The sequence below is a fragment of the Devosia sp. CN2-171 genome (genome assembly GCF_049354815.1).
Taxonomy (GTDB): domain Bacteria; phylum Pseudomonadota; class Alphaproteobacteria; order Rhizobiales; family Devosiaceae; genus Devosia_A.
In genome coordinates this window covers 3,227,677-3,247,551 of sequence record NZ_CP186479.1, presented here as the reverse complement: position 1 = coordinate 3,247,551, position 19,875 = coordinate 3,227,677, and the positions used below count along the sequence as shown (strand labels likewise).

Sequence of the window (19,875 nt, the reverse complement as noted above, 5' to 3'; positions counted from 1 at the left end):
ATCCCTACCTTGCTCGGCCTATGGGTTTTGGTCGCGGGCGAACGACAAGGCAAGCCCCATCATCGCTTCCTCGTCGGGCCGCTCGGCGAGCCCGACCCGCACGAAATGGGCATCGACCAGCGGCTCGGCAACCATTTCGGACATGCAGAGCACGCCCAGAGCCGAGCGCTGCGCCCGCCCGATGACGCCATCGGTCAGTCTGACGAAGGTTTCCGCCGTGCGCCGCGAGTAGAACAGGGCCGCCCCGACCGTGCCCGCCTTGAGCGCGTCGGCGACCGTCGGATGGAGTTGCGACAGCGGGTTCATCGCGTAAACCGCCACTGCGATCACCTCGCGCCCGAATTGGGCGAGCGAGCGCGCGAGGTCGGCGGAAATCTCGCGCCCATGCGGGTAAAAGATCGGGCCGGTGATCGGGGCATGGGCGAGGAGATCGACGAGATCGGAAATGCCGCCGCTGGCGCTCGTCACCATGACGAAGCCGAGTTCCTCGGCGAGGTCGGCCGTCTTGTCGCCGACGGTATAGGCGGGGAGGTGCCGGTAATACTCAACTTCGCCGGACGCGTCGAGGGCGCGTAGGGCATTGGCGCTGCTGAAGGCTATGGCCGCGACGTCCGCTGGCGCGGGCAACTCGGCGAGCAGTAGCTCGTAGACGAGGAGCGGCGCGACGACGGGCTCGATACCGAGCGCTTCGAGCCGCGCGGCGGTCTCGCTCGCGTCGGGGTCCGGCCGGGTCACGAGCATTTTCACCGTTTCGACCTACCCTTTGAACTGCCGCTGGAACTCCGGCCCGGCGGCATCCAGCAAAAGCCGCCCCAGCTTCGTTCCGAGCGTGGCTGCTTCATCCGCCGCGCCTTCGACACTGTCGCGATATAACTCACGCCCGTCGGGGCTGAGGATTTCGGCGGTCAACCTGCACGAAACCCCATTCAATTCGGTAAACGCACCGATCGGGGTTCGACACGAACCGTCGAGAGTGGCGAGCAGCGCGCGTTCGGCGGCGATGGTGGTGGCGGTAGGCGCGTGGTTGAGCACGCTGACGAGATCGGCCGTGCGGTTGTCGTTATCGCGGATCTCGATGCCGATGGCGCCCTGCGCCGGGGCGGGTGGAAACGCCAGGGGATCAAGATAGGCGGTGATGCGATCGGCTTTGCCGAGGCGATTGAGCCCGGCGGCGGCGAGAAGTGTCGCGTCAGCGACTCCCGCCTCGAGCTTCTGCAGCCGCGTATCGACATTGCCGCGGAACGGCACGACTTCGAGATCGGGCCGTGCCCGCAGCATCTGCGCCGCGCGCCGGATCGAGGACGAGCCGAGCTTTGCGCCCCGCGGAAGCGCTTCGAGCGTGCGGTACTTCACGGACACGAAGGCGTCGCGCACGTCCTCGCGCTCAAGGAAGGCAGCCAGCACCAGCCCATCGGGCAGGTGCGAAGCCAGGTCCTTACTCGAATGGACGCCGAGATCGACCTCGCCGGCTTCGAGCGCCGCTTCGATTTCCTTGGAGAACAGCCCCTTGCCGCCGGCCTCACTAAGCGGCCGGTCGGTCAGCCGGTCGCCGCTGGTGGTGATGACCTTGATCTCGATCGCCTCGCGCCCCACGCCATGCGCTTCCGCCAGCAGTCGCTGCACCAGTTGCGCCTGCGCCAGCGCCAGCATGGAGCCGCGCGTGCCGATGCGAAGGAGAGGCGCCGATTGCATTTCAGTTCACACCTATTGTAGGCCAAGTCGGGCCGGGCGAGAGCCCCATAGAGCCCAGGCTGGGCTTACCCCTTACATGGAACCCGGACAAGGTTGATGAAAGTCCTCGGCATCGAAACCAGCTGCGACGAAACCGCCGCCTCGATCGTCGAGCGCGACGCGGCTGGTCACGGCACGATTCTATCGAACATCGTGCGCAGCCAACTCGATGAGCACGCGCCCTATGGCGGTGTGGTGCCCGAACTCGCAGCCCGCGCCCATGTCAGCCATCTCGACCACATCATCGCCAAAGCCGCCGAGACGGCCGGGGTGAAGCTGAGCGAGGTCGACGCTATTGCCGCAACCGCCGGCCCCGGACTGATCGGCGGCGTGCTGGTGGGGCTGACCACCGCCAAGGCGATCGCTGCCGCGCTGGGGAAGCCGCTGATCGCGGTGAACCATCTCGAGGGTCATGCGCTGACGGCGCGGCTAACCGATGGCGTCGCCTTCCCCTATTTGATGCTGCTGGTCTCGGGCGGGCACAGCCAGTTCGTACTGGTGCGCGGCGTCGGCGATTACGAGCGCTGGGGCACGACCATCGACGATGCGCTGGGCGAGGCCTTCGACAAGGTGGCCAAGCTCCTCAACCTCGGCAATCCGGGCGGCCCGCATGTCGAGCGGCTGGCGGCGCTCGGTGACCCCAACCGCTTCGCCTTCCCCAAGCCGCTGCTGAAGGAAGACCGGCTCGACTTCTCTTTTTCGGGGCTAAAGACCGCCGTCCGTCTCGCCGCCGAAAAGCACCAGCCGCTGACCGACCAGGACGTGGCCGATATCTGCGCCAGTTTCCAACGCACGGTGGCCGAGATCGTCGCGACCCGGGCCCGCTCGGCGCTGGCGAGATATGCCGAAGAACTGCCGGGCCACCCGCCTCGCCTCGTCGTCGCCGGTGGCGTTGCCGCCAACAAGGCGATCGGCGCAGCCCTGCGCGACGCCGCCGATGCGGCCGGCGCCGAACTGATCATCCCGCCGATCCCGCTCTGCACCGACAATGGCGCCATGGTCGCCTGGGCTGGGGCGGAGCGGCTGGCGCTGGGTTCGAGCGATGCGATGGACATCTCCGCCAGGGCGCGCTGGCCGCTCGACAGTGCCGACATGGGGCTGAGCCATGGCAAATGACACCGTCGCCGTCATCGGTGCCGGTGCCTGGGGCACTGCGCTCGCACAGGCCGCTGCCATCGCCGGCCGGACGGTGACGCTGGTCGGCCGCGATCCCGTAGTGATCTCCGAGATCAACGACTGGCACGGCAACTCGGTGCACCTGCCCGGCGTGACGCTGCTGCCAACGGTCACCGCCTCCGCCACCCTGCCCAACGCGGACATCGTGATCCTCGCAGTGCCGGCGCAGGCGAGCCGCGATGCCTTGCTCGACCACCATGCGAGGCTGCGCGGCAAACCGGTGGTGCTGACTGCCAAGGGCCTCGAGCACGATAGCCTCAAGCGCCAGAGCGAAGTGCTGGCCGAGATCGTCCCCGACGCCACGCCCTATGTCCTTTCCGGCCCGAGCTTTGCCACCGATGTGGCTGCCGGTCGCCCGACCGCCGTGACCCTCGCGGGCGACGACGCCGAGCAGACTTCGGAGATCGCTGCTGCCCTCGCCGGCCCTACCTTCCGCCCTTACGCCTCCGACGACCGCCTGGGCGTCGAGCTCGCGGGGGCGCTGAAGAATGTCTATGCCGTGGGCTGCGGCGCCGTCGATGGTGCCGGGCTCGGTGCTTCGGCCCGCTCGGCGCTCCTCGCCCGCGCTTTCGCCGAACTGACCCGCCTCGTCGTCCGCATGGGCGGCAGCGCGTCGACTCTGACCGGCCTCGCCGGGCTCGGCGATTTGACGCTGAGCTGCACCTCGACCCAGTCGCGCAACTACCGCTACGGCGTCAGCCTCGGCCGCGGGCAGCGTCCGGGCGGCGAGCTGGCCGAGGGTGTGCTCACTGCGCCCGTGGCGAAGGCGCTGGCTGACCAAGTGCGCATCGACGCGCCGCTGATCGATGCGGTAAACCTGCTGCTCGAGGGGAACACCTCGATCACCGAAATCGTCGCGGGCCTCATGTCGCGGCCGCTCAAGAGGGAAGAAGACTAGATGCCGTTCTATTCGATCATCGCCACCGACAAGCCGAACGGCCTCGAACACCGCATGGCGGTTCGCCCCGAGCACCTGAAGCACCTCGACAATCTCGGCGACAAGCTGGTGATCGCCGGCCCGTTCCAGACCGAGGAAGGCAAGGCCACCGGCAGCTTCATGGTCATCGAGGCGCCGGACCTGGCGACGGCGACGGCGCTCTATGAGCAGGACCCGTTCATCAAGAGCGGCGTGTTCGAGAGCTACAAGATCAGCCGCTGGGCCCTGACGATCAACAAGTCCGCAGGGAGATAGCGATGGCTTACTGGCTGATGAAGTCGGAGCCCGACGTCAATTCCTACGACGACGTGGTCAACCGCGGCGTGCCGGAGGAATGGCACAGCGTGCGCAATTACACCGCACGCAATAACATGAAGGCCATGAAGCTCGGCGACGAGGCCTTCTTCTACCACTCCAATATAGGCAAGGAGATCGTCGGCATCATCAAGGTCGTGGCCCTGGCGCACCCGGATTCGACCGCCGAGCCGAACGACAAGGGCAATATCGTCTGGGAGTGCGTCGACGTGCTGCCGGTGAAGAAGCTGCCCAAGCCCGTGACGCTTGAGACGATCAAGAAGACGCCAGAACTGGCGAACATGGCGCTGGTGAAGCTGTCGCGGCTCTCGGTGTCGCCGGTGACCGAGGCGGAATGGAAACTGATCTGCAAGATGGGCGGGCTGTAGGCGCCTGAGCGCCGGCCCTATTCCCGCTCCGCCGCGGCTTCGATGGCCTCCATGTCGTCGTCCGAGAAGCCGAAATGGTGGCCGATCTCGTGCACGAGCACGTGTGTGATGATCTCGCCCAGCGTTTCGCCGGTTTCGCTTTCGGCCCAGTAGTCGAGGATGGGCCGGCGGTAGAGCCAGACCTGGTTGGGCATCTGGCCGGTGAAGGGCGTTGCCCCGCCCTGTGGCAGTCCGATGCCGCGGAACAGGCCGAGGATGTCGAACTCGCTCTCGAGCTCCATTTCGCGGATGGTGTCTTCGTCCGGGAATTCCGAGACCGCGCAGGGGACGTTTCCCGCAAGTTCACGGAACTCGGCCGGCAGGGCCGCAAAGGCGGCCGCTGCAATCTGTTCGAAATCGTCGAGCGAAGGGGCGGCGCGATCCGCCCAGTCGTTCACTGCCACTCGCGAATGTCGACGAAGTGGCCGGTCACCGCCGCTGCCGCGGCCATGGCGGGCGACACGAGGTGGGTGCGGCCCTTGAAACCCTGGCGGCCTTCGAAATTACGGTTCGAGGTCGAAGCGCAACGCTCGTGCGGCTTGAGCTTGTCGGGATTCATCGCGAGGCACATCGAGCACCCCGGCTCGCGCCACTCGAAACCGGCATCGAGAAAGATCGTGTGGAGGCCCTCGGCTTCCGCCTGCTCCTTCACCAGACCCGACCCGGGTACGACCATGGCGTTGACGCCCGGCGCGACCTTGCGACCGGCGACGACCTTGGCCGCAGCCCGCAGATCCTCGATGCGGCCATTGGTGCACGAGCCGAGGAAGACGCGCTCGACGGCGATGTCGGTGATCTTGGTGCCCGGCTCGAGGCCCATATACTCGAGCGCCCGCCACTTCGACGCACGCTTGTTCGGATCCTGGATATCATCCGGGTTCGGCACCACGCCGGTTACCGAAATCACGTCCTCGGGCGATGAGCCCCACGACACGATCGGCGGGAGCTTCGCGGCGTCGAGGATCACGACCTTGTCGTAGACCGCGTCTTCGTCCGAATAGAGCGTCTTCCAGTACTCGACAGCATGGTCGTAGGCGGCGCCCTTGGGCGCACGCGGACGGCCCTTGACGTATTCGAAGGTCTTCTCGTCCGGCGCGATCAGGCCAGCGCGGGCGCCACCTTCGATAGTCATGTTGCAGACCGTCATGCGGCCTTCCATGGACAGCGCGCGGATGGCCTCGCCTGCGAACTCGATGACGTGCCCGGTGCCGCCGGCCGTGCCGATCTCGCCGATGATGGCGAGGATAATGTCCTTGGCGGTGACGCCCTCGGGCAGCTGGCCATCGACACGCACCAGCATGTTCTTGGCCTTCTGCTGGATCAGCGTCTGTGTCGCCAGCACATGCTCGACCTCGGACGTGCCGATGCCATGCGCCAGCGCGCCGAACGCGCCATGCGTCGACGTATGGCTGTCACCGCAGACGATGGTCATGCCCGGGAGGGTAAAACCCTGCTCCGGTCCGACGATGTGGACGATGCCCTGGCGCTTATCGAAGGGATCGTAATATTCGATGCCGAAATCGCGGGTGTTTTCGCCCAGCGCCGCGATCTGGATCGCGCTCTCGGGATCGGGATTGGGCAGCGAGCGATCGGTGGTCGGCACGTTGTGATCGACCACGGCAAGCGTGCGCTCGGGCGCGCGGACCTTGCGGCCGTTCAGCCTGAGGCCTTCGAACGCCTGCGGGCTGGTGACCTCGTGGACGAGGTGGCGATCAATGTAAATAAGGCTGGTCCCGTCCTCGTTGTTCGAAACAAGGTGATCGTCCCAGATCTTATCGTACAGAGTTCTGCCGGCCATTTTCCGTGAGTTTCCAGCTCGTGTTGAGGGGTAACGGGGCGTTCTAAGCCCCGTGTACCATACCGGTCAAGCCAGCCGAGCGGTTAGGCGTCCAATCGGGGCCCGGGCACCCTCGAAAACGACACATGCTTTGCGCGATATCCGGTATAGTTGCCCTACGGGAGAGCGGGGAACTGGAATGAACGAAGTGTCGTTGCTCGACAGGCGCGCGGCGCTGATCGCGCGAGCGGACGGGTACCTGTCGACCGAGCCCAGTTTCGCCCGGTTTCTCAAATCCGTCGCCGAGGCCACCGACCCCGAGGATTTCGGCACCCGCTCGCTCGACGAAATCGAGGCCACCTTCCGCCGCGCCTATGGCCGCCTCGGCAAGCGAGAGCTCGCAAGCCACAACGTCTATATCGATCCACCGGAGCGCCCCGGCGACTTCGAGACCGTCGAGGTCTTTTCCGCCGACATGCCCTTCATCGTCGACAGCGTGCTTGCCGCCATCCGCGCCCGCGGCGGGGTGATCCGCGCGCTGTCGCACCCGATCCTCAAGTTCGACCCCGCAACCTACCGCGTGCTCGAAGTGCCCGGCCCCGGCAGCCGGCTCGAGAGCTTCCTCCATGTCGAGATCGATCCCCTGCCCGGCCTCGTCGAGCGCGAAGCCATGCAAGGAGAGATCGACGACACCCTGACCGATGTCGGCCGCGCCGTCGCCGGCTGGCGGCCGATGCTCAACCGCGTCAAGCGGGCGATGACCGATTGGCACACCCACGCCCCCAAGGCGCCACCGGCCCAGGTTGCCGAGGCCATCCACTTCCTCGGCTGGCTCGCGGAGCACAATTTCACTTTCCTCGGCATGCGCGAATACCGGCTCGAGGGCGAGGGCGCCGATGCCAAGCTCCTGCCAGTGCATGACAGCGAACTCGGCATCCTCGAGGACAAGAGCGTGCTCTTCCTCCGCTCCGGCCCGAGCTACGTCGAGATGACGCCGCAGCACTACGCATTCCTCAAGGAAGCGGCGCCGATCATGGTCACTAAGGCCAATATCCGCGCCCGCGTCCATCGGCGCAGCTACATGGACTATATCGGGGTCAAGCTCTACGACGCCGAAGGCAACACCTCGGGCGAACTTCGCATCATCGGGCTCTTCACCTCGATGTCGCTGGGCACTCCCAACACCGACGTGCCGCTGATCAGGAAGAAGATCAGCGAGGTGATGAAGCGCTCCGGCCACGACCCCAAGGGCCATGCCGGCAAGGCGCTGATGAACGCGCTCGACACTTTTCCGCGCGACGAGCTGTTCCAGATCTCCGAGGACCAGCTCTACGACTTCGCCACCACTATCGCGAGCCTCGTCGACCGGCCGCGGGTGCGCGTGCTGGCGCGGGTCGACCGCTTCGATAATTTCGTCTCGCTGCTCGTCTTCGTGCCGCGCGACCGCTACGATTCCGATGTGCGCATGAAACTCGGCGCCTGGCTTGCCGAGGTCTATCAGGGCCGGCTCTCAGCCTACTATCCGAGCTTCCCCGAAGGCGAGATGGTGCGGGTGCACTTCATCATCGGCCGCAATGGCGGGGAGACGCCCCGCCCGGCCGAGCAAGAGCTCGAGCAGGGCGTCGCCGAGCGTATCCGCACCTTTGGCGACCGGCTGGTCGCTGCGGCGCGAGACCCCGCAGCCATCGCCGACTATGCCGAGGCCTTCCCTGGCGACTACCAGGCCGTGCACTCGGCCAGCGAGGCGCTGGGCGATATCGGCGTCATAGAGCTGCTACCCGACGAGCGCGCCATTGCGCTACGGCTTGGCGCCCGCGAGGGCCGGCCCGGCAGCATGGGGCTCAAGGTCTATCACCAGGGGACCCCCATCGCGCTCTCTGACCGGGTGCCGATGCTCGAGAATTTCGGATTCCGCGTCATCGACGAGGACACTTTCACTATCAAGCCGCGGCATGGTGCGCAGACTTACCTCCACGACATGCTGCTCGAGACCGACTATCCGCTCGATCTCGACGACCGCACGCGCGGCACCGAGATCGAGCGTGCCATCCTCGCCGTGTGGCGGCGCGAGGCGGAGAGCGATGCGCTGAACCAGCTGACGCTGAGCGCGGCGCTCAACTGGGAGGATGTCGAAATCCTCCGCGCCCTAGCCCGCTACCTCAAGCAGGTCGGCATCCCCTACTCCCGCGACTATCTCAACGGCGTCCTCGCCCGCCATGCCATTGTCGCGGCGGCGCTGGTCGCGTTGTTTCATGCCGAGAACGACCCGCATTACGCCGCCGATCGCCGGGCCGCGACAGCCGCGGCTCGCGCCACCATCGACGCGGCGATCGAGAATACCTCCTCGCTCGACGAGGACCGCATCCTCCGCCGCTTCCTCAACCTCACCGAGGCGGTGGTGCGGACCAATGGCTACCAGCGCGACCAGGCTGGCATGCGCCGCCCGGCGCTGGCCCTGAAGTTCGACTGTTCGAAAGTCGACGGGCTGCCCGAGCCGAAACCCTACCGCGAAATTTTCGTCTACTCGCCGCGCGTCGAGGGCCTGCACCTGCGCTTCGGGCCGATCGCGCGCGGCGGCCTCCGCTGGTCGGACCGGCCGGAAGATTTCCGCACCGAAGTGCTGGGGCTGGTAAAGGCCCAGCAGGTGAAGAACGCCATCATCGTGCCCGTCGGCGCCAAGGGCGCCTTCGTGCCGCGGCAGATGCCTGCTGGAGCCGACCGCGAGACGGTGCTGCGCGAAGGCACCAACTGCTACAAGATCTTCGTCTCGACCCTCCTCGACGTCACCGACAATCTCGAAGTCGACACGGTCGTGCCGCCGCCGGACGTGCTGCGCCGCGATGGCGACGATCCCTATCTCGTCGTCGCCGCCGACAAGGGTACGGCGAGCTTTTCCGACACCGCCAATGCGATCGCCACCGGCCGTGACTTCTGGCTCGGCGACGCCTTCGCCTCGGGCGGTTCGGCCGGCTATGACCACAAGAAGATGGGCATCACCGCGCGCGGCGGCTGGGAAGCGGTCAAGCGTCATTTCCGCGAGATCGACCGCGATATCCAGACCTCGAGCTTCACCGTCGTCGGCGTCGGCGACATGAGCGGCGACGTGTTCGGCAACGGCATGCTGCTCTCACCCGAATTGCGCCTCGTTGCCGCCTTCGACCACCGCGACATCTTCATCGACCCCGATCCGGACCCGGCCATCAGCCTTGCCGAGCGGCGGCGCCTGTTCGAACTACTGCGCTCGAGCTGGCAGGACTACAATCCGGACCTGATCAGCAAGGGTGGTGGCGTCTACTCGCGCAGTCTGAAGGCCGTGCCGCTTTTCGCCGAGGCGCGAAAACTGCTCGGCCTCAACGCCGATGCTGTGGCGCCCACCGATGTCATCCGCGCCATCCTCAAGGCCGAGGCCGACCTCCTCTGGTTCGGCGGCATCGGCACCTATGTGAAGAGTTCGGCGGAGACCGATGCGCAGGCCGGCGACAAGGCCAATGACGCGGTGCGGATCAACGGCGCCGATATCCGTGCGCTCGTCGTCGGCGAGGGCGCCAATCTCGGTGTCACCCAGCTCGGCCGCGTCGAGTACGCGCTGAAGGGCGGACGCATCAACACCGACGCCATCGACAACTCGGCCGGCGTCAACTCGTCCGACCTCGAGGTCAATATCAAGATCGCCCTCGGCGCCCTGACCCGCACCGGCCAGCTCACCACTCAGGTGCGCAACGAATTCCTCGCCTCTATGACCGACCAGGTCGCCGAGCTGTGCCTCCGGAACAACTACCTCCAGACCCTCGCCCTTTCGGTCGAACAGGCGCGTGGCGCGGCTGCCTTCCCAGAGCACGTGGCGCTGATCGAGTCACTCGAAGACTCCGGTGAGCTGAGCCGCGCAGTCGAGTTCCTGCCCGACAATGCCGCGCTGCGGCACCGAAGCCAGGCCGGCAAAGGCCTGACGCGACCGGAGCTCGCCGTGCTCCTCGCTTATGCCAAGAACGTCGCCAACGCCGATCTTCTCAAGACCGGCGTGCCCGACGACCCCTATCTCGGGCGCGAGCTTTATCGCTACTTCCCCGAGCGCCTGACCGAGACCTTCGAGGATACCGTCACCAACCACCGCCTGCGCCGCGAGGTGATCGCGACGGTGCTGTCCAACGCCATGATCAACCGCGGTGGACCCGGCTTCGTCAGTGAGATGATGGCGGCAAGCAGTGCCAACGCCGGCCAGGTCGCCGCCGCTTATGCCGCCGCCCGCGATGTCTACGACACCCCGGGGCTCAACCGCGACGTCGATGCGCTCGACGGCCAGATCCCAGGCAGGACGCAGCTGCAGCTCTATGCCGAGACGCAGGCGCTGCTGAAACGCGAAACGCTTTGGTTCCTGCGCAACACCCGTCTCGACCAGGGCCTCCGCCCGCTCATCGATCGCTACCAGCAGGGGATCGCTGACCTGCGCGGCCTGATCAGCGGATTGCTCGGCCCGTGGCTCGAAGCCGGCGTTGCCGACCGGGCGGCGAAACTGGAAACCGCCGGCACGCCGCGCGACCTCGCCCGCCGCTTCGCCGAGCTGCCGGTGCTGTCGCTCGGGACCGATATCGCGCTCGTCGCCGAAAAGGCCGTGCTGCCCATGCGCGAGGCGGCGCAGGCCTTCTTCGGCGTGCTCGATGCCTTCGGGCTGGCTCGCGTCGTCGAGCAGGGTAACGCCATCGTCCTCGGCGACAAGTTCGACCGCATGGCGCTCGACCGGGCCCTGGCCAACCTGATGCGCGCCCAGCGCGACCTCACCTCCGACGTACTCGCCGAAGGCAAGGGCGACGTGACGAAGCGGCTGGCAACCTGGCGCGAGCGCCACGCCGAGCCGATCGCCCGCGTAGCCGATGCCGTGCAGGGGCTCACCGAGGGCGAAATGACCGTCTCACGGCTGAGCGTCGCGGCGGGTCTGCTGGGGGATTTGGCGCGGGGGAGCTAAAGCCCCGCTAGTGCCGGAAGTGGCGCATCCCCGTCACGATCATGGCGATGCCGACTTCGTCGGCCGCCGCAATCACCTTGTCGTCGTTGACCGAGCCGCCCGGCTGGATCACCGCCGTGGCACCAGCCTCGACCGCGGCCAGCATCCCGTCCGGGAACGGGAAGAACGCATCCGACGCCACCACCGAGCCGGCCGTCAATGCACCTTCGATCCCGGCTGCCTCGGCCGCGTCGATCGACTTGCGGTGCGCGACGCGCGAGGAATCGAGCCGGCTCATCTGGCCCGCGCCGATGCCGACGGTCGCACCGTCCTTGACGTAGATGATGGCGTTGGACTTGACGTGCTTGGCGACCTTCATCGCGATCTTCAGGTCGCGCAGCTCAGCTTCCGTCGGCTGCTTCTTGGTCACCACCTTGAACTCGGTATCGTCGACATTGCGGTTGTCGCGACCCTGGACCAACAAGCCGCCGGCCAGCGATTTGACCGTCAGCCCGTCCGCTCTGGGGTCGGCCAGTGCCCCGGTCAGCAGCAGCCGCAGGTTCTTCTTCGCCGCGATGATGGCGATGGCCTCGTCGGTCGCATCAGGCGCGACAATCACCTCGGTGAACACCTTTACGATCTCGGTCGCCGTCGGTCCGTCGATCGTCTGGTTAAGCGCCACGATGCCGCCGAAGGCACTAACCGGGTCGGTGCGGTGGGCCAGCTGGTAGGCCTCGATCAGCGTCTTGCCTATGGCAAAGCCACAGGGGTTGGCGTGCTTGATGATGGCGACAGCCGGCACGGCCGGATCGAATTCGGAAATGAGCTCGAACGCCGCGTCGGTATCGTTGAGGTTGTTGTAGCTCAGCGACTTGCCCTGCACCTGCCGCGCCGTGGCGACGCCGGGCCGCTGCTCGCCGGTGGTGTAGAAGGCAGCCCACTGATGCGGGTTCTCGCCGTAGCGCATCACTTCCTTGAGCCGGCCGGCGAAGGAGCGATAGGGCATCTCAGCGTAGTCGAGGGTTTTCGCGAACCATCCAGAGATCACCGAGTCATAGGCAGCCGTGCGGGCGTAGGCCTTCGCGGCAAGCTTCTGGCGCATTTCGTAGGGCACGCCGCCGATGGTCCGGATACTCTCGAGCACCGCATCATAGTCGCTGGGGTCGACCACCACCGTGACATAGGCGTGGTTCTTGGCCGCCGAACGGATCATCGCCGGTCCGCCGATGTCGATATTCTCGATCGTCTCCTCGTAGGAGGCGCCCTTGGCGATGGTTTCCTCGAACGGGTAGAGATTGACGACGACGAGGTCGATCGCCCCGATCTCATGCTCGTCCATCGAAGCCTTGTGGACCGGATTGTCGCGCACCGCGAGGAGGCCGCCATGGACCTTGGGGTGCAGCGTCTTCACCCGTCCGTCCATCATCTCGGGAAAGCCGGTGAGATCGGAAATGTCGCGCACCGCCGCCCCGGTCGAGGCGATCAGCTTCGACGTGCCGCCGGTCGAGACGAGGTCAACGCCCAGCCCGGCCAGCGCTTTGGCGAACTCGGCCATCCCGGTCTTGTCGAAGACACTGAGAAGGGCGCGCTTGATGGGAATGATGGCGTTGGACATGAGGGCTCCGTGACGGTTGAAAGGGGGCCCAGGCGAGCGGCGTCTTTCGTTCGCGTTCCCCGATGGTGGCCCATCTCTTCTCGCCAGTCGCGCGAACGCGGGCCTTATTGCAGAAACGGCTGACCTTGGAAAGATGGTCGGTCAGTTCTCTTCAAGCGTAAAGATCCAGCTGACTTCGCTGGCATCGGCCGCCAGCACTTCGAGCACCAGCTGCTTGGTGCGGTGGAAGCCGAAATAGGCCGATTGCCGGACGCTGTCCTCCACCCGCATCTCCGCCCCTTCCCACAGGAACGTCCATACCGCGCCCGAACCGAGCCGCAGCCGGACGAGGTCGTCGGTCATCTGCACCTCGGTCTGGTGCGCGAGGTGGAAGCGGATCGCCGCGGCGCCCGAGACGCGGCTGCGGTGGCGGACGAACCGGTCCTGCCCGACCAGCGTCTTGCCTTCGGCGAGCAGCGTCAGGTGGCGTTCGAGCGTCACGCCGAAGCGCTCGGCATAACCGTGCGCGGAGATGATCAGCGTATCGTCCGAGCTGCGCGCCTCGATCTCGCTCGGCCGGCCAACCTGCACGAGCCGCCCGATTAGCGGACCGTTGCCCGGAATGGTCGCCGCCGACTGCGCGTTGATGGTCGGTGCCGAATGGGCGATGCCCTGCCGGAACAACAGCGCATCCTCATAGTCCGTCGGCGCCGGGCCGCAATTGCAGACGACGAGATCGCGCCCATGGCTGAATTCGAACGCCAGCGCGCTGGCATGCGCGTGCCGGGCATAGGCCGGATCGGGCACGAGCCCGGAATCGGCGACGACGATCGAACGGCCGGCGATCAGCCGGCCATAGCCGCCGGCGGTGCCGGTTTCACGGGCCCGGGCGGCGCTCTGGGCCTGCACCGCGACGATCAGGTCGTGCGGCATCTGCCCGGTACCGTGGAAATAGGCCGGCTCGCCCGTGCCGAGCGAAATGGCGTCGAGCGCGCGGTGCATGCTCTCGGTCAGCGTGTCGATATCGGCGGAAAGCTGCTCGTGGTCGCGCCGCAGCGCCTGCTTGATGGTGGTGAGCTCGACGAGGAGTTGCACCTGGATCTTGGCCGAACGCGTCCGGTGCAGCCCGTCTTCGTCCAGCTGCTGGTCGAGCAGGTCGAGCACCCGGCGCACGCGAGCATCGACTTCGGAATCAGGTCGATCGGCGCAGAGCGAGACACCTACCAGCGCAATGGCGACCAGCAGGGCGTCGACGGGGTCCGTCGCCAGCCCGCCGCGCAGCCGCAGCGAAGAAATCTGGGTCGAAAGCGAGCGCGAAATCTGCTGCGCCTGCTCCGGCGGCGCGCCTTCGAGCAGGATATTGTAGTGCCGCAGCCAATTGAGCACCCGCCGCGCCGTCAGCGACGGAGCCCAGGTATCACGGCTGAACTGCCCCTCGCGGCCGATCCAGTCGAGCGCCAGCGTGCGCGCAAAGCGCCGCTCCTCGTCGGTGCGGGCATCGCGGAAATGCCGCAGCCAGGAGAAAGTCTGCAGGTCGTCATGCCAGTCGTCGTGATCGACATCGAGCGAGAACGGCGAAACGCCATGCGTGTCGACCAGCTTGCTGGCGAGCAGATACCGGCCCTGCATCATTTCAAGCACCGTCTCGCGGTCGGTCGGCCGGAACTCGCTGAGCGCGGAAACCATGTCCTCGTTGGCCGGCCCCGTCCAGGTCCAGCGCACGAGCGGATTGGTCACAAGGTGATCTGCGGCCGACAGCATTGTCCGGCGAGCGAGGAAACGCAGCGAATTTGCCAAGTCTCTACGTCCTCACATCAAATCGACCGGCGGCCCGCGGCCGTCACGCTTCCGGTCGCGCGAAAATACCTACTGGCGGCGTATGCGCGCAACGAAGAACCCATCGAGAGTGCCGCCCTTATCCCCAGGAACCGGCATGCCGGGATGGGTGCGCACGAAACCCTCTTGAGTAATGGCACCGGCGAGGCCGGCAAGTTCCTCCGGCCCGACCGGCAGGTTCTCGACGCCGTCGCGACCCAGGAGCCAGCGCGCCTGTTCCTCACCCTCCGCCGGCTCGAGCGAGCAGACGCAGTAGACCAGCACACCGCCCGGATTGAGCCAGCCTAGGGCGCGTTCGATGAACCGCCGCTGAAGGCTGACGCGCCCGGCGATATCGGCTGCATCGCGATGCCAGATCACCTCGGGGTGCCGCCGGAACGTGCCGGTGGCCGAGCAGGGAGCATCGAGCAGGATGCCGTCGAACCTCTGCTCCGGCTCATAGGCCAATGCATCGGCGGTGACTACCTCCGGCGTGTAGCCGAGGCGGACGAAATTCTCGCTCATGCGCTTGACGCGCTCAGGATCGTTGTCGATCGCTGTCACGGCGTAGCCGGCCTTGAGCAATTGCGCCGTCTTCCCACCCGGGGCAGCACAGAGATCGAGGACGCGAGCACCGGGCGCGAGCGCGAGCAGCCGGGCCGGAATGGCGGCGGCCGCGTCCTGCACCCACCAACGGCCCTCGGCGTAGCCGGGGAGCGCTTCGACCGGTCGATCACGCTCGTCGATACGGACAGTGTCAGCCAGCATTGGAGCGGCGTTCAGCGCCTCGATCAGGGCCGGATCGTCGTCGCGAAGGGTCAGGTCGAGCGGCGCGCCTCCGACCAGCGCGTCGGCGAAATCCTCGATCGCATCTTCGCCATAGGTGTCGCGCCACAGCGGCCCGAGCGCTTCGGGGAACAGCGCCTCGTGCGGCAGGTGGCGCAGCGAATGTGCCTCGGCCTGGGCCCGGCGCAGCACGGCGTTCATCAGCTTGCCCAGGTGCTGGCTGCGCGTGTCGCGCTTGGCCGCCTCGACGGCGAGGAAGATCGCGCTGTGGTCACCGAGTTCGGGCAGGAACACCAGATGAGCGAGGCTAATCCTGAGAATCGCCTCGAACGGCCCGGATTTCTTCGGCACGCCACGATCGAGATAGCGCGCCATCATGAGATTGATCTGCCCGTGCCGCCGCAGCGCCACCGTAACCAGCCGGTTGGCGAGCGCACGGTCGCGGCCGTCGGCGATCTCGGCAACGGAAAAGGGGGCGAAGTTCGCCCCCTTGAGCACGGTGTCCAGCTTTTCAGCGGACTTTAGCCGAAGCGCGAGGCCCGGCGGATTTTTCTGTTTCTTCAACGGCACTCAGCCCCAGGGTCCCCGGCTGCTATTGCCATCCTCGCTGCCCCCTGTCGAGGGGACACGCCAGCCGCCGCCATTCTCCTTGGGCGCGACACGCGGGTTGCCAGGGCGCGGCTCTGCCCGGCGACCGGTACGATCGACCTGCATTTCCGAGGCGATGCGCTGCAACTGGGCGATGCGGTTCTCGACGTTCGGGTGGGTCGAGAACAGGTTGTCCATGCGCTGCCCGCTGAGCGGGTTGATGATGTACATATGCGCCTGCGCCGGGTTGCGCTCGGCCGCGACGTTGATCGTACGATGCGCGATCTGGCTGATCTTGTTGAGCGCAGAAGCCAGCGCGAGGGGATCGCCGGAGATCTCGGCGCCGTCCTTGTCGGCCTCGTATTCGCGCGTCCGGCTAACCGCCATCTGCACCAGCGCCGCCGCGATCGGAGCAACGATCACCGCAACCAGCACGCCGATCGGCCCGAGCGGATTGTCACGGCTGTTGCCGCCGCCGAAGAACAGGCCGAACTGCGCCAGCGACGAGATCGCGCCGGCAACCGTAGCTGTCAGAGTCATGGTCAGCGTATCGCGGTTGCGGATATGAGCCAGCTCATGCGCGATCACGCCCGCGACTTCACGCGGCTCGAGATCGCGCAACAGGCCCGCCGACACGGCCACGGCCGCATTCTGCGGGTCCCGGCCGGTGGCGAAGGCGTTGGGCTGCTCGGTATTGATGACGTAGAGCCGCGGCATCGGAATGCCGGCACGTTGCGCCAACCCCCCGACGGTGTTGTAGAGGTCGGGCTGGGCACGCGGATCGACCTCGAAGGCGTTCTGCATGCGCAGCACCATCTTGTCCGAGTTCCAGTAGGCGAACAGGTTGGTCAGCGCGGCGATGACGAAAGCGATGATCATTCCGCCCGTGCCGCCGACGAAGTAGCCGACGGCCATGAAGATGGCGGTGAGGGCAGCGATCAGGACGGTGGTGCGGAGGAAGTTGAGCATTGGCGCTAAGTCTTGTACCTCGGATAGCGGATCGTAACGTGACCAATAGATGGGATGGCCCAAGGTTCCCGGCAAGAACCTTCGCCATTTGTGCCCCCGATGGATGAAGATAACCCCTCACCCAAGCCACTGACGCCAGCCGCCGCCCGCGCCCTCGCCGAAGCTGCGGCCCGTCGTGCCGAGATCGATCGGAAGGCCGAGGCCGGCAAGGCCGAACAGAACGGCCGCGGCGGCCTCGACCCCGCCCGCTACGGCGACTGGGAGATCAAGGGACGGACCGTCGACTTCTAGGCCGCTGCCGGCACCGCGCCACCCCCGAACAGTCCGATCACGATCCCCTGCACGACCAGCACACCGAGCAGGTACCCGCCGTCGATCAGCGTCAGCTTCCACGGCAGGCCCTGGTAGCGGTGGTTGAGGATGAGCGCAGTGATGATGAAGCCCAGCCACATGTGAGCGCCCGCAAGAATACCGCTGCCGACATCGGTCGCGCCAAACAGGGCTGGCGTTACCAGCGCGATGAAATAGGCCATCACCAGCTGCACCGCGAAGCCCCAGGCAAACGGTGTCCAGTTGGCGGCGTTAAGCTGCTCCCTGGTCTTGCCGATGGCGCTCAGCCATTGCTTGGACAGCAAGGTGTACCACGCGGCGCCGAGCGCCATGCTCGCCACGGCCGCGACAATGACGGCCAGCCAGTTGACTGCGAAATGCATTGTTCTTCCCCTCCCGGCCCCCATGCCGGTCGGGAGAGCTTAGGTCAAAATACGGGGAGCGAGTAGTGGGCGCTAGCGCTGGTCGCGCGCCACGAACTCGTAGTAGGGGTCGAGCACGCCCGGTCGCTCATCCTCGACCAGGAGCCCGTATTTCAGCCGGTCGAATTCCTCGAACCACTCGTCCCAGCCGACCAGATCGAGACCGCCCGGGCGATCGTTATACTGGCCTTCCCCCGAGTTCAGCCCCTGCTGGTCGAACAGAATCCTGAGCACCAGCGGCCCCCCGCCACTGACCCGATCCTCCATGGCCGGATTGCCCGAGCGCGCCCCGGCCCACTGCCGGATTTCATCATGCTTGGTGAGGACCTGCGTCATTTCACTGGCCTTTCTGGTCTTCTTGCCTTTGTCGAGCTTAGCCCGAAATTACCACAAGCTTAAGTGGTCGTAAGGCCGAGCGGTTCCAAGGGTGGAGCGCCTTCGCTCGATGTCATTAACCTCTTCTTGTTGGGCCGGGCCTAGTTTCGTCCCCAACTTGGGGACGCACGGGTAGCCATGACTGGCGCGAGCTTCATTCTCGCCATCAATCTGTTCATTGCAGCGCTGTTTGCGCTCGCCTTTTTCCTGGTCGGCGTTTCCAACCGCACCGACCGGGCCGCGCCTTGCTTCGCCCTCGCCTACGTCTGCGGCATGGCGTACATCGCATCCGAATTCGTGCTGCCGCTGCAGGATATTCCGCAGTTCGCCTACACCGCCGGCTTCGCCTCGTTCCTCGGCGCGGTGACCGCTGTGAGTTGCGGCGTGTCGCGCCGCTACGGCCAGCCGCTCAACTGGCCGGCCATTGGGTTGTTCTTCGCCGCCGCAACGGCCGCCAACTGGTTTGGCTACCTGCTGCCGCACGACACGGTGCCGCGCAACCTGATCTACCAGGCGCCCTACGCGGTCATGCAGGCCTGGGCGGCCTGGAGCATCGTCGCCTCGCGCCGCCGCCAGTCGATCGATATCGGGCTGATCGCCCTCTTCGCCCTCAGCGCCGTGCAGTTCCTCACCAAGCCGTTTGCCGCCATCCTCCTCGGCGGTTCCGGCGACAGTTCCAGCACCTATCTTGCCACCACTTACGCGCTCTATTCACAATCGCTCGGCGCCATGTTGCAGGTCGCGACGGGCCTGTTGATGCTGACCCTCCTCGTCCGCGACATGCTGGTCGCGGTGACGGAACGTTCGGAAACCGATCCGCTCTCGGCCATCTTCAACCGCCGTGGCTTCGAGGAGCGCGCCGCCCCGTCGATGCAACACTCGAGCCTGCCGGCCGCGCTGATCCTCGCCGACCTCGATGCGTTTAAATCGATCAATGACGGCTACGGCCACGACACCGGCGACCAGGTGATCATCGCCTTCGCCCGCCTGCTGCGCGAGACCGCCCCGAACAAGGCCATCGTCGCGCGGCTCGGCGGCGAGGAATTCGCGGTGTTCCTGCCGGAGTCCAACCTTGGCTCGGCGCGCCTCCTGGCCGAAGCGATCAGGACGACTTTCTCCAGCCTGCAAATCCCCGGGCTGCCGGTCTTCGTACGGGTCACAGCCAGTTTCGGCGTCGCCGAGCGAATGGGCACGGAGAACCTGTCGGACCTTCGACGCCGCGCCGATGCGGCGCTTTATGGCGCCAAGCGCGCCGGTCGCGACCGTGTGGTCGGGGCAATGATGCCAGACGCCGATACCATGCCGGCGCATCCGCTATCCGGGACGTCGCTGGCTCGCTCGGCCTAATCTCGCTCTACCTGCCGATCAATTGAGCTGGCGCCGGTCGACGAACTCGTAGCCGTCGTCATCCCTGATCCGCAGTGCAAGGTTCTGGCGATCGAGTTCGGCCAGCCAGGCCGTCCACGAGCACGGCGCCATGCCATCGTCCTGGCTCGGCGTCGCGGTCGGTCGGGCGCGATGGTGGGCGAAGTTGATTGCCAGCTTGGCATGCATGCGCCCCGTCGTGTCGGCGAAGCGGGCCAGCGCCGGCTGGCCGTGCTGGTTGGTCACCCATTTCTGGATGTCATGGTGTTCGATCAGCGTATGGACATTCATTCCGGCCTCCCCTCAGATGCCCTGATGTACCCCTCAGAAAACGTTGGCCCTAGCGGTT

18 protein-coding genes and 1 riboswitch are annotated in these 19,875 nt (G+C 66.2%); of the genes, 7 read left to right on the top strand and 11 right to left on the bottom strand.

Annotated features, from left to right (window positions below; all coding sequences use genetic code 11):
* Positions 1–18: 18 nt before the first annotated feature.
* Both ACOYW5_RS16120 and hemC read right to left on the bottom strand, forming a co-directional pair.
* Positions 19–741, bottom strand: a complete 723-nt coding sequence (locus tag ACOYW5_RS16120; protein WP_423065910.1) for a uroporphyrinogen-III synthase — start codon at positions 739–741, stop codon at positions 19–21.
* A gap of 15 nt (positions 742–756) precedes the next feature.
* Positions 757–1,692 carry a hydroxymethylbilane synthase gene (hemC, locus tag ACOYW5_RS16115; protein WP_423065909.1) on the bottom strand — a complete coding sequence of 312 codons (936 nt, stop codon included), beginning with the start codon at positions 1,690–1,692 and terminating at the stop codon, positions 757–759.
* A 96-nt stretch (positions 1,693–1,788) separates the two neighbouring features.
* Between hemC and tsaD the strand changes: the two genes are divergently transcribed.
* Genes tsaD through ACOYW5_RS16095 form a run of 4 tightly spaced genes read left to right on the top strand, consistent with a single transcriptional unit; the run spans position 1,789 to position 4,527 of the window.
* Positions 1,789–2,847, top strand: a complete 1,059-nt coding sequence (gene tsaD / locus ACOYW5_RS16110; protein ID WP_423065908.1) for a tRNA (adenosine(37)-N6)-threonylcarbamoyltransferase complex transferase subunit TsaD — start codon at positions 1,789–1,791, stop codon at positions 2,845–2,847.
* Complete coding sequence (locus ACOYW5_RS16105; protein ID WP_423065907.1) at positions 2,837–3,805, top strand: NAD(P)H-dependent glycerol-3-phosphate dehydrogenase; 969 nt, start codon at positions 2,837–2,839, stop codon at positions 3,803–3,805. Before tsaD ends, ACOYW5_RS16105 begins: the two co-directional genes overlap by 11 nt.
* Positions 3,806–4,099, top strand: coding sequence for a YciI family protein (locus ACOYW5_RS16100; RefSeq protein WP_423065906.1), 294 nt, complete (start codon positions 3,806–3,808; stop codon positions 4,097–4,099). It begins immediately after the preceding gene.
* 2 nt (positions 4,100–4,101) lie between these two features.
* Positions 4,102–4,527, top strand: coding sequence for an EVE domain-containing protein (locus ACOYW5_RS16095; protein ID WP_423065905.1), 426 nt, complete (start codon positions 4,102–4,104; stop codon positions 4,525–4,527).
* A gap of 17 nt (positions 4,528–4,544) precedes the next feature.
* Here the strand turns inward: ACOYW5_RS16095 and ACOYW5_RS16090 are convergent, their stop codons facing one another.
* Positions 4,545–4,964, bottom strand: coding sequence for a metallopeptidase family protein (locus ACOYW5_RS16090; RefSeq protein ID WP_423069481.1), 420 nt, complete (start codon positions 4,962–4,964; stop codon positions 4,545–4,547).
* A complete protein-coding gene (gene leuC / locus ACOYW5_RS16085; protein WP_423065904.1) occupies positions 4,961–6,364 on the bottom strand; it encodes a 3-isopropylmalate dehydratase large subunit in 1,404 nt (467 codons plus the stop codon). Before leuC ends, ACOYW5_RS16090 begins: the two co-directional genes overlap by 4 nt.
* 178 nt (positions 6,365–6,542) lie before the next feature.
* Between leuC and ACOYW5_RS16080 the strand changes: the two genes are divergently transcribed.
* The gene (locus ACOYW5_RS16080; RefSeq protein WP_423065903.1) at positions 6,543–11,303 is read left to right on the top strand and encodes an NAD-glutamate dehydrogenase; all 4,761 of its coding nucleotides are present in this window, start codon (positions 6,543–6,545) and stop codon (positions 11,301–11,303) included.
* A gap of 7 nt (positions 11,304–11,310) precedes the next feature.
* Here ACOYW5_RS16080 and purH read toward each other — a convergent pair whose 3' ends face one another.
* The 4 genes from purH to htpX all read right to left on the bottom strand — a co-directional run bounded on the left by purH (position 11,311) and on the right by htpX (position 17,034).
* Complete coding sequence (gene purH, locus ACOYW5_RS16075) at positions 11,311–12,897, bottom strand: bifunctional phosphoribosylaminoimidazolecarboxamide formyltransferase/IMP cyclohydrolase (RefSeq protein WP_423065902.1); 1,587 nt, start codon at positions 12,895–12,897, stop codon at positions 11,311–11,313.
* Positions 12,898–12,916: 19 nt separating this feature from the next.
* Positions 12,917–12,998: riboswitch (ZMP/ZTP riboswitch) on the bottom strand.
* Between the two features lie 40 nt (positions 12,999–13,038).
* Positions 13,039–14,613, bottom strand: coding sequence for a heparinase II/III family protein (locus ACOYW5_RS16070; protein WP_423065901.1), 1,575 nt, complete (start codon positions 14,611–14,613; stop codon positions 13,039–13,041).
* Positions 14,614–14,742: 129 nt separating this feature from the next.
* Complete coding sequence (locus ACOYW5_RS16065) at positions 14,743–16,041, bottom strand: RsmB/NOP family class I SAM-dependent RNA methyltransferase (protein WP_423065900.1); 1,299 nt, start codon at positions 16,039–16,041, stop codon at positions 14,743–14,745.
* 6 nt (positions 16,042–16,047) lie between these two features.
* The gene (htpX, locus tag ACOYW5_RS16060; RefSeq protein ID WP_423065899.1) at positions 16,048–17,034 is read right to left on the bottom strand and encodes a zinc metalloprotease HtpX; all 987 of its coding nucleotides are present in this window, start codon (positions 17,032–17,034) and stop codon (positions 16,048–16,050) included.
* 99 nt (positions 17,035–17,133) lie between these two features.
* Here htpX and ACOYW5_RS16055 point away from each other — a divergent pair, with 99 nt between their 5' ends.
* Positions 17,134–17,325, top strand: a complete 192-nt coding sequence (locus tag ACOYW5_RS16055; protein ID WP_423065898.1) for a DUF1674 domain-containing protein — start codon at positions 17,134–17,136, stop codon at positions 17,323–17,325.
* Here ACOYW5_RS16055 and ACOYW5_RS16050 read toward each other — a convergent pair.
* Both ACOYW5_RS16050 and ACOYW5_RS16045 read right to left on the bottom strand, forming a co-directional pair.
* Entirely contained in the window at positions 17,322–17,747 is a 426-nt protein-coding gene (locus ACOYW5_RS16050) for a DUF1761 domain-containing protein (protein WP_423065897.1), read from the bottom strand. The two genes, ACOYW5_RS16055 and ACOYW5_RS16050, sit on opposite strands and share 4 nt — an antisense overlap.
* 72 nt (positions 17,748–17,819) lie before the next feature.
* Positions 17,820–18,122: a hypothetical protein gene (locus ACOYW5_RS16045; RefSeq protein WP_423065896.1), complete on the bottom strand. Its 303-nt coding sequence runs from the start codon at positions 18,120–18,122 to the stop codon at positions 17,820–17,822.
* Between the two features lie 177 nt (positions 18,123–18,299).
* Between ACOYW5_RS16045 and ACOYW5_RS16040 the strand changes: the two genes are divergently transcribed.
* Positions 18,300–19,508 carry a GGDEF domain-containing protein gene (locus ACOYW5_RS16040; protein ID WP_423065895.1) on the top strand — a complete coding sequence of 403 codons (1,209 nt, stop codon included), beginning with the start codon at positions 18,300–18,302 and terminating at the stop codon, positions 19,506–19,508.
* An 18-nt stretch (positions 19,509–19,526) separates the two neighbouring features.
* Here ACOYW5_RS16040 and ACOYW5_RS16035 read toward each other — a convergent pair whose 3' ends face one another.
* A complete protein-coding gene (locus ACOYW5_RS16035) occupies positions 19,527–19,817 on the bottom strand; it encodes a hypothetical protein (protein WP_423065894.1) in 291 nt (96 codons plus the stop codon).
* Positions 19,818–19,875 lie beyond the last annotated feature (58 nt).

Bases quoted from the DNA above. Each gene is read 5' to 3' on its own strand.
- ACOYW5_RS16120 (WP_423065910.1), bottom strand. From the start codon at position 741: ATGCTCGTGACCCGGCCGGACCCCGACGCGAGCGAGACCGCCGCGCGG.
- hemC (WP_423065909.1), bottom strand. From the start codon at position 1,692: ATGCAATCGGCGCCTCTCCTTCGCATCGGCACGCGCGGCTCCATGCTG.
- tsaD (WP_423065908.1), top strand. From the start codon at position 1,789: ATGAAAGTCCTCGGCATCGAAACCAGCTGCGACGAAACCGCCGCCTCG.
- ACOYW5_RS16105 (WP_423065907.1), top strand. From the start codon at position 2,837: ATGGCAAATGACACCGTCGCCGTCATCGGTGCCGGTGCCTGGGGCACT.
- ACOYW5_RS16100 (WP_423065906.1), top strand. From the start codon at position 3,806: ATGCCGTTCTATTCGATCATCGCCACCGACAAGCCGAACGGCCTCGAA.
- ACOYW5_RS16095 (WP_423065905.1), top strand. From the start codon at position 4,102: ATGGCTTACTGGCTGATGAAGTCGGAGCCCGACGTCAATTCCTACGAC.
- leuC (WP_423065904.1), bottom strand. From the start codon at position 6,364: ATGGCCGGCAGAACTCTGTACGATAAGATCTGGGACGATCACCTTGTT.
- ACOYW5_RS16080 (WP_423065903.1), top strand. From the start codon at position 6,543: ATGAACGAAGTGTCGTTGCTCGACAGGCGCGCGGCGCTGATCGCGCGA.
- purH (WP_423065902.1), bottom strand. From the start codon at position 12,897: ATGTCCAACGCCATCATTCCCATCAAGCGCGCCCTTCTCAGTGTCTTC.
- htpX (WP_423065899.1), bottom strand. From the start codon at position 17,034: ATGCTCAACTTCCTCCGCACCACCGTCCTGATCGCTGCCCTCACCGCC.
- ACOYW5_RS16055 (WP_423065898.1), top strand. From the start codon at position 17,134: ATGGATGAAGATAACCCCTCACCCAAGCCACTGACGCCAGCCGCCGCC.
- ACOYW5_RS16050 (WP_423065897.1), bottom strand. From the start codon at position 17,747: ATGCATTTCGCAGTCAACTGGCTGGCCGTCATTGTCGCGGCCGTGGCG.
- ACOYW5_RS16045 (WP_423065896.1), bottom strand. From the start codon at position 18,122: ATGACGCAGGTCCTCACCAAGCATGATGAAATCCGGCAGTGGGCCGGG.
- ACOYW5_RS16040 (WP_423065895.1), top strand. From the start codon at position 18,300: ATGACTGGCGCGAGCTTCATTCTCGCCATCAATCTGTTCATTGCAGCG.
- ACOYW5_RS16035 (WP_423065894.1), bottom strand. From the start codon at position 19,817: ATGAATGTCCATACGCTGATCGAACACCATGACATCCAGAAATGGGTG.